Annotated in this window: 10 protein-coding genes, 2 tRNA genes, 1 rRNA gene and 2 pseudogenes; 12 read left to right on the forward strand and 3 right to left on the reverse strand. The window is 33.7% G+C overall.

Features of this window, described 5'->3' with window-relative positions; all coding sequences use genetic code 11:
• The first annotated feature begins 3 nt into the window (after positions 1-3).
• The 8 genes and pseudogenes from rrf to ACFX5F_RS10095 all read left to right on the forward strand — a co-directional run bounded on the left by rrf (position 4) and on the right by ACFX5F_RS10095 (position 5,467).
• Positions 4-113, forward strand: a 5S ribosomal RNA gene (rrf, locus tag ACFX5F_RS10060).
• Positions 114-180: 67 nt separating this feature from the next.
• A tRNA-Phe gene (locus tag ACFX5F_RS10065) sits at positions 181-253 on the forward strand.
• Positions 254-258: 5 nt separating this feature from the next.
• A tRNA-Leu gene (locus ACFX5F_RS10070) sits at positions 259-344 on the forward strand.
• A gap of 133 nt (positions 345-477) precedes the next feature.
• Positions 478-933, forward strand: a complete 456-nt coding sequence (gene tnpA, locus ACFX5F_RS10075) for an IS200/IS605 family transposase (protein WP_379851922.1) — start codon at positions 478-480, stop codon at positions 931-933.
• Between the two features lie 17 nt (positions 934-950).
• Positions 951-2,252: pseudogene (gene tnpC / locus ACFX5F_RS10080) on the forward strand (IS66 family transposase).
• Positions 2,253-2,260: 8 nt separating this feature from the next.
• Positions 2,261-2,500 (forward strand): annotated as a pseudogene (locus ACFX5F_RS10085) (IS1595-like element ISSwe1 family transposase); the annotation flags it as partial.
• A 183-nt stretch (positions 2,501-2,683) separates the two neighbouring features.
• A complete protein-coding gene (locus tag ACFX5F_RS10090) occupies positions 2,684-4,303 on the forward strand; it encodes an amidase (protein ID WP_379851923.1) in 1,620 nt (539 codons plus the stop codon).
• A 213-nt stretch (positions 4,304-4,516) separates the two neighbouring features.
• Positions 4,517-5,467 (forward strand): NAD(P)H-dependent flavin oxidoreductase, encoded by a 951-nt coding sequence (locus ACFX5F_RS10095; RefSeq protein ID WP_379852046.1) that lies wholly within the window; start codon positions 4,517-4,519, stop codon positions 5,465-5,467.
• A gap of 59 nt (positions 5,468-5,526) precedes the next feature.
• Here ACFX5F_RS10095 and ACFX5F_RS10100 read toward each other — a convergent pair whose 3' ends face one another.
• The 3 genes from ACFX5F_RS10100 to ACFX5F_RS10110 all read right to left on the reverse strand — a co-directional run bounded on the left by ACFX5F_RS10100 (position 5,527) and on the right by ACFX5F_RS10110 (position 7,541).
• Entirely contained in the window at positions 5,527-6,183 is a 657-nt protein-coding gene (locus ACFX5F_RS10100) for an endonuclease III domain-containing protein (RefSeq protein WP_379851924.1), read from the reverse strand.
• A gap of 4 nt (positions 6,184-6,187) precedes the next feature.
• Entirely contained in the window at positions 6,188-6,577 is a 390-nt protein-coding gene (gene msrB, locus ACFX5F_RS10105; protein WP_379851925.1) for a peptide-methionine (R)-S-oxide reductase MsrB, read from the reverse strand.
• A 97-nt stretch (positions 6,578-6,674) separates the two neighbouring features.
• Positions 6,675-7,541: an alpha/beta hydrolase gene (locus tag ACFX5F_RS10110; protein ID WP_379851926.1), complete on the reverse strand. Its 867-nt coding sequence runs from the start codon at positions 7,539-7,541 to the stop codon at positions 6,675-6,677.
• A gap of 177 nt (positions 7,542-7,718) precedes the next feature.
• Between ACFX5F_RS10110 and ACFX5F_RS10115 the strand changes: the two genes are divergently transcribed.
• The 4 genes from ACFX5F_RS10115 to ACFX5F_RS10130 all read left to right on the forward strand — a co-directional run bounded on the left by ACFX5F_RS10115 (position 7,719) and on the right by ACFX5F_RS10130 (position 12,976).
• Positions 7,719-9,140: a glycogen synthase gene (locus tag ACFX5F_RS10115; protein ID WP_379851927.1), complete on the forward strand. Its 1,422-nt coding sequence runs from the start codon at positions 7,719-7,721 to the stop codon at positions 9,138-9,140.
• Positions 9,137-10,417 (forward strand): glucose-1-phosphate adenylyltransferase, encoded by a 1,281-nt coding sequence (locus ACFX5F_RS10120; protein ID WP_379851928.1) that lies wholly within the window; start codon positions 9,137-9,139, stop codon positions 10,415-10,417. Before ACFX5F_RS10115 ends, ACFX5F_RS10120 begins: the two co-directional genes overlap by 4 nt.
• 69 nt (positions 10,418-10,486) lie before the next feature.
• Positions 10,487-12,394 carry a 1,4-alpha-glucan branching protein GlgB gene (glgB, locus tag ACFX5F_RS10125; protein WP_379851929.1) on the forward strand — a complete coding sequence of 636 codons (1,908 nt, stop codon included), beginning with the start codon at positions 10,487-10,489 and terminating at the stop codon, positions 12,392-12,394.
• Between the two features lie 174 nt (positions 12,395-12,568).
• Positions 12,569-12,976: a GxxExxY protein gene (locus ACFX5F_RS10130; RefSeq protein ID WP_379851930.1), complete on the forward strand. Its 408-nt coding sequence runs from the start codon at positions 12,569-12,571 to the stop codon at positions 12,974-12,976.
• Positions 12,977-13,020: the final 44 nt, after the last annotated feature.

Here is a 13,020-nt window from a genome sequence, read left to right on the forward strand (position 1 = left end):
TCTTAAGGTGGTTATTGCGGCGGGGCTCACCTCTTCCCATCCCGAACAGAGTAGTTAAGCCCGCCTGCGCAGATGGTACTGCAGTTATGTGGGAGAGTATGTCGTCGCCTTTCTTTGAAAACCCCGTTCTAACGAACGGGGTTTTTTATTCATACTTCTTCATTATAAGAAAATTATAATGGTACCTTAGCTCAGATGGTAGAGCAATGGACTGAAAATCCATGTGTCCCTGGTTCGATCCCTGGAGGTACCACAAATGCTCGGATGGTGAAATTGGTAGACACGCTGGACTTAAAATCCAGTGAACAGCAATGTTCGTGCGGGTTCAAGTCCCGCTCTGAGTACAAAAGAGACTTCATTAGTTTAGTACTGGTGAAGTTTTTTTTATTTTTAGAAAACTTCAATTAAAATTTAATCAAAAGAATTCCTCGAGGCTCTGCCTCGGGGTCACAAGAAAAAGAGTAGTATATTTGTTTGATGAGTGAACATATTTTCAAACGGCACAATAAAAGTTTGTTACTTTATCATTTAGTTTGCCCTGTAAAGTATCGAAGAAATGTTTTGTCTGAAGAAGTAGAAATAAGTTTGGTAGAAATTTGTAAAAACATTTCAGAACGGTATGAAATTCATTTTGTCGAAATTGGGGCAGATGAAAAACACGTTCATTTTTTGATACAGAGTGTACCAAAAATTTCTGTTGAAATCATTGTTAGAACAGTAAAAAGTATCACTGCAAAAGAAATTTTCCGATTGCATCCAGAAGTTAAAAGTAAATTGTGGGGTGGTAATTTTTGGACGAGTGGATATTATATAAATACAGTGGGTCAATATGGAAATGAGAATGTAATTCAGAAATACATTCAAAATCAAAGAGAAGAAAAGACTGTTTACAAATTGTTTAACAAAAACCAGCTGCGCTTAACTTTCGAGTAACACGATACCTCGAGGCTCTGGCTCGGGGTAATTCATTTGAAAAATTACTTGATAAAATCGAGGACTTAACGTATCGAAAAAACAGTCGTAATAGTTCAGTTTCACCTTCTAAAGATGAGAATAGGCCTTTGAAAAACCAAAGTCTCCGCACTAAATCTAGCAAAAAAGCGGGTGGACAACCAGGACACAAAGGCACTACGCTAAAAATGGTTGATAATCCAGATCAAATCATCAATCACAAACCTGATTTTTGTAATTTTTGCGGAAATGATTTATCCGACCAGCCAGAAGAGTTGCTTTTAAAAAGACAAGTGGTTGAAATTCCAGTTATTTTTCCAAAATATACAGAGCATCGAATTTTTAAAAAGTCGTGCTCTTGTGGTCATCAAAACAAGTCTGTTTTTCCAGAAAATGTAAGAGCAACAATAAGTTACGGCGCTAATATTCAAGCGACAATTGCCTATATGCATACTCGTCAATACTTGCCTTTTGAGAGAATGAGCGAATATTTTAAAGACGTTTGTAATCTGCCTATTTCACAAAGTACAATTTGCAATCTCTGGGATGGTTTTGCATTAAAAGCACAACCCGCATATGATTTAATTGCTCAAAAAGTATCGAATGAAAAAGTTGTTGGTACTGATGAAACAGGTATTAGAGTAAATGGCAAAAATGGTTGGTGTTGGACTTGGCAAAGCAGGTTCGTTACATTTGTAGTGTTTTCAAAAAATAGAGGAACAGCTACTATTGATACTAATTTTTCCCAAGGTTTTCATGATGCAGTTTTAGTCCATGATTGTTGGGCAAGTCATTTTCAAACCCAATGCAAAACGCACCAATTATGCATTGCACATTTATTGCGAGAACTTATATTTTTTGAACAACGCTTTGAGTCCAATTGGGCTACAAACTTCTAAAGAACATTGTATGAAGCTATAGAACTTAAGAAAAATTTAAACCAAGAGCAATATAACAAGCCAATCTTAGAAAGGGATAAAATAAGAATCTCTTTAGAAGCTTTACTAGAAAATCCACTTCCTGAAAATCAAAAGAAACTGCGTGCATTCCATAAACCAATGATAAAACACAAAGAATATATTCTTACTTTTCTTGCGCATTTCCACGTACCTCCTGACAATAATGCATCGGAAAGAGCGATCAGAAATGTAAAAGTTAAACAAAAAGTATCCGGTCAGTTCAAAACTGAAAATGGTGCTCAAATCTATGCGGTTATCCGTTCGGTAACTGACACCTGTATTAAAAACGGTCAAAAAATATTGGACGTTTTTAAAACTATTGCTGTATTACAGGCTGAATAGTTACAAAACAGATTAAGAGTGACAAAGGAAAATCTTCAAAAGAATTACATACTATTATTCATCAAGTAAAATCGTGGTTGAGAAGTACTTTTCCTTGGTTTCATAAAGAGCATATTCAGAAGTATTTAGACGAGTTTAGTTACCGAATTAATAGGTCAATTTACAAGGACAAAATATTTGACCTACTTATAGACAGAATGATGAATATTCGAAAAGTTTTATATCAAGATATTATAATAAGTAAATAAGTGCACACTTCAAACTCTTTTTTATAAGATCAATAATCGAATCAGATAAAAAATTCTATTCCCATTCCAAATTGAATCTAAAACTTTAACTTTTGTTCAATTTGATTATTTATTGTATTTAGTAAAAATAAAGTACTTTAGTGAATGACTTAATAAAAAGTTATCCAAATACATGATTAATCTATGAAAAGAAGATCTTTTTTAACTGCGACAACTCTTGCTTCAGCAGGGTTTACTACACTTTTGGGTACCGGTTGCACCTCCAGCACCAAAAAGAATGAAGATTCAGTATCAACAGAATATTCTAATGAAGCCTTTGAACTGGATGAAGAAACCATCGGTAGTTTAAGAGAGAAATTAACTTCCGGAAAATATACTTCGGAACAATTAGTACAATTGTATTTGAAACGCATTGAAGCTGTCGATAAAAATGGACCTCAATTGAATTCGGTTATCGAAATTAATCCAGATGCAGTTATTATTGCTATTGCAATGGATAAAGAATTGAAGGCAGGTAAGAGCAGAGGACCTTTGCACGGTATTCCAGTTTTGATAAAAGACAATATTGACACTGCCGATAAAATGCAAACAACTGCAGGATCTTTGGCAATGGCAGGGAATATTGCTTCAAAAGATGCTTTTGTAGTTAAAAAACTAAGGGAGGCTGGAGCAATAATCATTGGTAAAACCAATTTGAGTGAATGGGCAAATTTTCGTTCAACCCAATCGTGTTCAGGATGGAGCAGCAGAGGCGGTCAGACTAAAAATCCTTATATTTTAGATCACAATCCATGTGGCTCCAGTGCGGGTTCAGGTACTGCTGTGTCAGCCAATCTTTGCGTAATTGCTGTCGGAACAGAAACGGATGGTTCTGTGGTTTGTCCAGCTTCCGTTAATGGTGTTGTAGGTATTAAACCAACAGTAGGTTTGGTTAGCAGATCTGGAATAATTCCTATTTCAAAAACACAGGACACTGCAGGGCCAATGGCTAGAACCGTAACTGATGCTGCCATTTTATTAGGAGCAATGGCTGCAATTGACCAAGATGATACTGTAACGCTTGAAAGCAAAGGAAAGGCTCAAAAGGATTATACGAAGTTTTTAGATGTAAACGCTTTGAAGGGCAAGCGTATAGGAATTGAGAAAAAACCACAAGGCGATAATAAATATATTAATGCACTTTTAGAAGATGCCGTCAACCTCTTAAAAAAACAGGGTGCTATCATTATCGAAATTGACTATCTGGATAAAATTAACGCGTTAGGTCAAGCCGAATTCGAAGTCCTCCAATACGAATTTAAAGATGGATTAAATAAATATTTGGCTACAGCCAATGCTAAAGTAAAGACTTTGAAAGAAGTAATTGCCTTTAATAAAAGCAATGAAGATAAAGCTATGCCTTATTTTAAGCAAGAAACACTGGAAAGTTCTGATGCAAAAAAAGGATTAGATGACAAGATATATGTGGATGCATTGGCAAAAAGTTTTGAGGGAAGTAAAAATATTTTAAATACAGTTTTTAAAGAAAATCAATTAGATGCCATTTGCGGAATAACAATGGGGCCGGCATGCAGCATCGATATGATTTATGGAGACCGCTGGGGATACGCCTTGACAACTCCCGCGGCGGCAAGTGGATATCCACATATTACTGTTCCTTGCGGAATGGTTTATGATTTGCCTGTTGGATTATCCTTTTTTTCAACACCTTATGAAGAAGGTAAATTGATAGGATTGGGATTTGCTTATGAGCAAGCTTCTAAAAAACGAGTAAAACCAGCTCTTAAGCTTTCTTTTTTATAAAATAGCAATAATCAATTGAAGGTAAAGTGTAATCCACACTTTGCCTTCAGTTTTTTTTAATACTTGGAAATTTAATTAATAGGTCACTCTTGAAGATTGGTTCCTTTTTCAGAAAGATCATCTACGAATATAATCACATTTTCTGTTTTAATTTCAAATACTAGGCGTGCATAGTATATTTTGCTATATTTGTTTTCAATAAAATTATAAATGATGATAAAACCTGTGCTAACTTCCCTTCTGAATATTAATCGTCCACTGATTATGGCGCCAATGTTTTTAGTTTCGAATACTAAAATGGTTATTGAAGGAATGAAATCGGGTGTTGCGGGTTGTATTCCTGCATTAAATTATCGCACATTAGAGGAATTACGTACTTCAGTTATTGAACTTAGAGCTGCTAAAGTCGCTGGTGGGAGTTTTGGTTATAATTTAATTGTAAATAAATCGAATATTAAATACAAAGATCAGTTAGCTGTATTGTGCGAGGAAAGGGTAGATTTTATAATTACTTCTTTGGGGTCACCCGAGGAGACTATTAATCAAGCTCATAAGGTAGGAATTAAAGTTTTTTGCGATGTTACCGACTTGGCTTTTGCCAAAAAAGTGGAAAGTTTGGGTGCGGATGCTTTAATAGCTGTCAATAATCTGGCGGGTGGTCATAGAGGTAATCTTGGTCCAGAGGAATTGATTAAAGAATTAGATTTAAATACGTCATTACCTGTTATTTCTGCAGGTGGTGTTAGTACTAAAAAAGAATTAGAGAAGATGTTATCCTATGGTGCAGTGGGAGTATCTGTTGGAAGTCCATTTATTGCATCGTTTGAATCTGGAGTTTCACAGGAATATAAACAGGCGTGTGTTGATTATGGTGCAAATGATATTGTTTTGACGGAGAAAATATCGGGAACACCTTGTACTGTTATTAATACGCCTTATGTTAAAAAAGTGGGAACTAAACAGACTTGGTTAGAACAAACTTTAAATAAAAATAAAACTTTAAAAAAGTGGGTAAAAATGATTCGATACATGATAGGATCAAATGCAGTCACTAAAGCCGCCACTGAAGTTACTTATAAAACGGTTTGGGTTGCTGGCCCAACTATTGAAAACACTACTGAAATAAGTGCTGTATCTAAAATAATTGATAAGTTATGTTTGTAATTTTTTAGAGATTTTTAGCTATAATTATATAAGATTCCATTTAATCAAATACGATTTGACTAAATGGGATCTTTTTTGAAAACGGTATTGTAATAATTACAAACTTCATTAATTGGGCATTCTTCACATTTGGGCTGTGGTCTGCAAATTTCTCTTCCCAGAAATGATATAGCCATTCCAATTTCGCTCCAAATTTCTTTTGGTAGCACTTGCATAAGCTGTTTTTCGGCTTTGATGCCATCTTTGGTTTCGGTAATTAAGCCAATTCTTGGGGCTACCCGAATGACGTGTAAATCGGCTATAATTCCTTCTGCTGGTAATTTTGCTTCCCGCATGATTACATTGGCTGATTTCCGTCCGATGCCTTTTAGAGCAACTAAATCGTCCATCGTTAGCGGAATATTTTCGTCTTTTTTAATAATTTGAGCAATTTCGAGTAACCATTTAGCTTTATTTCCAAAATTCCTGACATTGGAGATATAAGGAATTAGCGCATCAAAATTTGATACTGCCAAACTTGCCATAGTAGGATACCCTTCAAATAAAGCAGGAGCTATTTTATTTATATGGGCGTCAGAGTCTTGAGCGGATAGGACCACCATCACCAAAAGCTGATACAAATTATGATGGTCTAACGGATGTTTTTTGCCTTTGTATTTTGTTAGAATAGGCTCTAGTTTCTTAGCCCAATCAGTTGAGTTTCCAAATAAATCCATAGCATTATTCTTTGAAGTCCACGGATAAGGAATTTACACAATATCGTTGCCCGGTTTTAGTTGGTCCATCATCAAATACATGCCCAAGGTGACTACCACAATTTGCACAAAGTATTTCTGTGCGTTTCATACCGTGTGTAACATCCGAAATATATTCAACTTTTTCAGGAATTGATTCATCAAAAGACGGCCAACCACAGTGCGCATCAAACTTGGAATTACTATCAAATAAAGGTTCTCCGCATGCTCCACAGCAGTAAGATCCTTTTTCGTAATGCAAATTGTAGGTTCCTGTATGTGGATATTCAGTGCCTTTTTGACGAAGAATTCTGTAGCGTTCTTCTCCTAATTGCTCTTTCCATTCTTGTTCTGTTTTTTCTAAAGGATATTTCATGATTTGTTAATTTTATTAAAAATATTATTCTTTATATTTTCACCTCTTATTGATATGATTCTGAAATTTATATTTCATTTAAATAATTGTAAACAGGTTATTTGTTTTGAATGAATTGAACTGTTCTTTCAATAACTTTATGATTACCCAAAATTTTTCTGTGTCCTAATCCGTCCGTTAAAAGTAACTCCCCATTTTGCAAGTATTTATGAATGTGTATTCCTGCTGTTACCGGAACATCGGGATCATTATTATCATGAATTACCAGAACCGGAATAGCAGTTTCTTTTGCTGCTAAATAAGCAGAATAACTATTCATATCTTCCTTATATTTTTTTTCGAAAAAGAGACGTAAACGTGTGCTTATTTTCGGATCCAATTCTAATTTTGCCACAAAATCATCCATAATATCCTGAACAATATCTCCACTGCCAATAACAACAGCATGATTTACTTTGAGTCCCTTTTTTATGGCATTCAAAACTGACATTCCCCCTAATGAATGACCAACAGCAGCTTCAAAAGGTCCAAAATGTTTATCAATCTCTAAAATGGATGCTATAAAATCAACCATAATAGTCGTTTTTCCCGGGGATTTTCCGTGTGCGGGTGCATCAAAACTAACGGTTGAATATCCCGCTTTAAGTAATTCATCCGCGATTTTGAATAATTGAGTGCCTCTTCCAGACCATCCGTGAACTAATAATACTTTCTTATCACTTTTTCCATAATTATAAACCATTACCTCTTTATTGATTGCTGGAACAGGAATTAATTTTTGAATGCTTTTATGGTCCATCTCTAATTCCCTTTTCGGAATTTTATGTTTTATAGGCGTTGTGAATAATTTTGCTGCAAATAAAGTTACCAATTTTGGAGAAATAATAGAGAAAAATTTACTTGTTAGTATGATAAATCTAGGAATTTTCAATGATTGAGTATGAATAGAAGTTTTTTTTGTCATTACAATAAATTTTCAACGGTGATACTATTTTATTTATTTTTCACTAAATTTAGAAAAACATAAAAGTAGTATTTTTTCTAAAAAAATTAATGAATTCTTAGCGATTACTTAAAAGTTAATAAAGTAATTAAATGTACTATTGTTTAAGCAATAATTAGTGAACAAAAAATTTCATAAATGGAAATATTTCATATCAGTGCAGAATGTTACCCAGTGGCAAAAGTAGGAGGTTTAGCAGATGTTGTTGGGGCGTTACCAAAATATCAGAATAATGCGGGACATCGTGTAAGAGTTGTTATGCCTTGTTATGATACAAAATTCAGGAAAGAGAATGAGTTCGAATGTGTTCATTGGGGACATGTGAAATTAGGGAATTTTAATTTTTCGTTTAATATTCTAAAAGAGCAAACAGATAAGTTAGAATTTGAGCTTTATTTAGTAGAAATTCCTGAATTGTTTTATCGAAAAGAAGTATATGGTTATGAAGATGATATTGAACGCTTTTTGTCTTTCCAAATGGCCGCCTTAGATTGGATTATTGGTAGAAACGAGATTCCAGATGTTATCAATTGTCACGATCATCATACCGGATTAATTCCATTCATGATGTTGTATTGCGATAAATATCAAAAATTACAAAATACACCTAGTATGATTACCATCCATAATGGTTTATATCAGGGACAGTTTGGTTTTGATAAATTGTATTATTTACCAGAATTTGATTTAGCACACGTCAAAGTTTTAGAATGGGACAATTGTATCAATTCTTTGGCTGTAGCAATAAAGTGTGCCTGGGCTGTAACGACAGTTTCACCAAATTATTTGAATGAAATAAATTATTCGGCTAATGGTTTAGAATCTTTATTCAATTTAGTAAGATATAAGTCAAAAGGAATTTTGAATGGAATCGACATAGAAGTTTGGGATCCGGCAACTGATGCAATGTTAGAAAAAAACTATTCGCTTAAAAATTTCGAAAAAGGGAAACAGGAAAATAAAGAAAAATTGTGTAATCTCTTTAATTTAGACCCAAGTAAACCATTGTTTAGTTTCATTGGAAGATTATTAGAAGAAAAAGGGGGAGATTTATTACCGCATGCGTCGGCGCTTGCATTGTCTGAAAAATTTCAAGAAATAAACATTTTGATTTTAGGATCTGGAAATGCGGTAATAGAAGACCAATTAAATAGTTTATTGACTGATTATAAAGGGAACTACAATACTTTTATTGGTTATAATGAAGAATTAGCTCATCTGATTTACGCAGGTTCTGATTTTTTATTGATGCCTTCAAGAGTCGAACCCTGCGGCTTGAACCAAATGTATTCCCTACGTTACGGAACAATTCCCATTGTCCGACGAACAGGAGGATTGAAAGATACGGTGATTGATTTTGGAGATGATGGAAACGGGATATGCCATGATCAGGCAAGTGTCGGAGATATTTGTTACTCGATTCAAAGAGCAGTAGATTTATATGATGATAAAAAACATTTAAATAAAATCAGAGAAATAGGAATGAACACAGACCATTCTTGGGAGCGTGTTTGTCAGGAATATATAGAAATGTACAAACTAATAATTAACAAGAAATGAAAGCTAAAAAGAAAAATGTAATTGCAATTATTTTAGGTGGAGGACAAGGTTCCAGATTATATCCGTTGACAGAATCAAGATCAAAACCAGCTGTACCAATAGGAGGAAAATATAGATTGGTTGATATTCCAATTTCAAATTGCATGAATTCAGATATTTATAGAATGTTTGTATTGACACAGTTTAATTCTGCTTCTTTAAATGCGCACATAAAAAACACTTATAATTTTAGTATTTTTAGTCATGCTTTTGTTGATATCCTTGCTGCTGAGCAAACTCCTGATAATCCAACATGGTTTCAAGGTACTGCAGATGCAGTAAGACAATGTATGCCTCATTTTTTGAATCATGATTTTGATTATGCCTTGATACTTTCAGGAGATCAGTTGTACCAAATGGATTTTAATGAAATGCTTGAAGCTCATATTTTGAAGGATGCTGATATTACAATTGCAACACTACCGGTAAATGACAAAGATGCACCTGAATTTGGAATTTTAAAAACTAATTCCGAAAGTTGTATCGAGTCCTTCATTGAAAAACCAGCCAAAGAACTTTTACCAGACTGGAAATCAGATGTGAGTGAGCAGATGAAAAGCGAAGGGAAAGACTATTTGGCGTCCATGGGTATCTACATTTTTAACAAAAAATTGTTGGTCGAGATTATGTCAAATAAAGAAACTAAAGACTTTGGTAAAGAAATTATTCCCCAAGCTGTTGGTCATAAAAAGATACTAAGTTACCAATACGAAGGATATTGGACTGACATTGGTAATATTGATTCCTTTTTTGAAGCTAATATTGGATTGACAGATGACTTACCGAAATTTAATTTATTTGATAACGATAATAAAATATTCACCAGACCAAGATTGTTACCACCTTCAAAATTCCAGAAGACTATAGTTGATAGATCATTAATTTCGGAAGGCTGTATTTTGAATGCCAAAGAAATTAATAGGTCGGTGATAGGTATTCGATCCAGAATAGGGGAAGGAACAATAATTCAAAACAGTTATGTAATGGGTAATGATTTCTATCAGAATATTGATGATATGAATGAAGATATCAAAGATGGTAAACAATTGGTAGGAATTGGCGAAAGATGCTTTATAAGTAATGCGCTTGTTGATAAAAATTGTAAGATAGGTAATGATGTTTATATACATGGTGGTAGTCATTTAGAAGATTTTTCGAATGAATTGTATGCCATTAAAGACGGAATTGTTGTTATCAAAAAAGGTGCAGTTATACCTGACAATTATATCATAAAGTAGAGTACGAAACTGTTTTTTTATTAAAATTAATATTCTGTTTTTCGTTAAATAGAATTAGACAATTGTTATATGAGTAAAGTTATCTCGCATTCCCTTTTTACAGATTTTGATATTGATTTATTTAAAGCTGGGAAACATTTCCGACTTTACGAAAAACTAGGTGCACATCTTATTGAGGTTGATGGGGTCAAAGGTGTATATTTTGCAGTTTGGGCGCCCACGGCTCAGTCCGTTTCTGTAGTTGGTGACTTTAATTTTTGGACACAAGGCGAACATTTGTTGGAAGTTCGTTGGGATTCTTCAGGAATTTGGGAAGGGTTCATACCCAATGTAGAAAAAGGGTCAACCTATAAATATAAGATACAATCTAATAATGGAGGAATTATTACAGAGAAAGCAGATCCTTTTGCTTTTTATTGCGAAAAACCACCACATACCGCTTCAGTAGTTTGGGATTTAGAGTATAAATGGAAAGATAAAAACTGGATGGAAACGCGTCAAAACCACAACGGTCTGGACAATCCTTACTCCGTTTATGAAGTACATTTAGGTTCATGGAAACGTCATGCTGATGGCAATCGTTTTCTAACCTATCTGGAATTTGCGGAAGATTTAGTAAATTATATAAAAGAAACCGGATTTACTCACGTGGAGTTCATGCCAATAATGGAATATCCGTACGATCCGTCTTGGGGCTATCAATTAGTGGGGTATTTTGCACCAACTTCTCGTTTTGGAAACCCGCAGGAATTTATGTTTTTAATAGATAAATTACACGAGGCTGGAATTGGAGTAATTCTGGATTGGGTTCCTTCTCATTTTCCTGATGATGCACATGGTTTAGGATTTTTTGATGGTTCAAACTTATTTGAACATCCTGATCGTAGAAAAGGCTATCATCCTGATTGGAAAAGTTTAGTTTTTAATTATGGACGAAATGAAGTTCGTTCGTTTCTGATAAGTAATGCCTTATTTTGGTTGCAACATTACCATGCTGATGCGCTTCGTGTTGATGCTGTAGCCTCTATGTTGTATTTGGATTATTCCAGAAATGAAGGCGAATGGGAACCAAATATTTACGGAGGAAGAGAAAATCTTGATACTATTAGTTTTTTGAAAGAATTCAACGAAGCTGTTTATTCAAATTTTGAGGGAGTGCAAACCATTGCTGAAGAAAGCACCTCTTTCCCTATGGTTTCGAGACCAACATCCGTTGGTGGATTAGGGTTTGGAATGAAATGGATGATGGGTTGGATGCATGATACTTTGGATTATTTTAAAAAAGATACAGTTTACAGAAAATACCATCAAAATGATTTGACTTTTTCAATGACTTATGCTTTTTCTGAAAATTTTATGTTGCCACTTTCTCATGATGAAGTCGTTTACGGAAAAAAATCTATAGCAGGTAGAATGCCTGGAGACGAATGGCAGAAATTTGCAAACCTAAGATTACTGTATGGGTATATGTTTATGCATCCGGGAACAAAATTATTGTTTATGGGGAGTGAATTTGGACAAAGCAGCGAATGGAATTTTGAAGGAAGTTTGGATTGGCATTTGTTGCAATATCCTTTTCACGAAGGTGTCAAAAAATTGATTACTGATTTGAATAAATTGTACAAAACACAACCTGCTTTGCATGAAAAACAATTTAGTCCTGAAGGTTTTGAATGGATTAATTACTCTGATCATCAAAATGCGGTAATGTCATTCATTCGAAAAGGAAATAACCCAAAAGAAGATGTTATTGTAGTTTGCAATTTCACTCAAGTTGTTCGCCCTAATTATCGTATTGGTTTACAAAAAAAAGGGAAATTAACAGAGATTTTTAATAGTGATGCGACAATTTATGGTGGAAGTGGAGTGTTAAACCCTAAAAAACTATTAATTGAAGCAATGCCTTATGACGGAAGAGATTATTCAACTGAATTGCTTTTGCCACCTTTGAGTATTACTGTATTTAAAATTGGGTAATTTGTTTTAAACAAATATAAATTGATTTTTTAACAAAGAGATTTTGAGATTAAGAGATAGTCAAAATAAATAGATTTTTATAAAAAAAACTAAGACCATAAATCCTGAACTAATTAAATTAGCTCTTAATCTCTAAAAATCGTTGTTAAAAATCGAATACAAAATGATATTCCTATGGTTACAAAAGAATTTGTAGATGATTTAAGTTATGAAATTTTTGCTTCAATAATTGAAGTTCATAAGAATCTTGGTCCTGGTTTGATAGAAAGCATTTATCATAAATGTTTGGCCCACGAATTAAAATTGAGAAATATTAGTTTTACTTCTGAAGCTTCATTTGATTTTAACAACAAAGATTTAAATTTAACAACTGATTTTAGATGTGATTTGTTTGTGGAAAATTGTATTATGCTAGAATTAAAAGCAGTTGAAGAGATTATTCCCTATTTTAAAACAAAACTAATTAGTCAAATGAAAATCGCAAAAGCACCAAAAGGAATTCTTGTAAACTTTAATGTTAAAAATATAATGTCAGAAGGCAAATTTGTATTTCTAAACGAACATTACAATCAATTGTCCTAAATAAAATTAAGTCCAAATCTCAACCCTTTAAGTGTATAAAATTC

It is taken from the genome of Flavobacterium zhoui (assembly GCF_042787235.1).
Lineage (GTDB): Bacteria > Bacteroidota > Bacteroidia > Flavobacteriales > Flavobacteriaceae > Flavobacterium > Flavobacterium zhoui.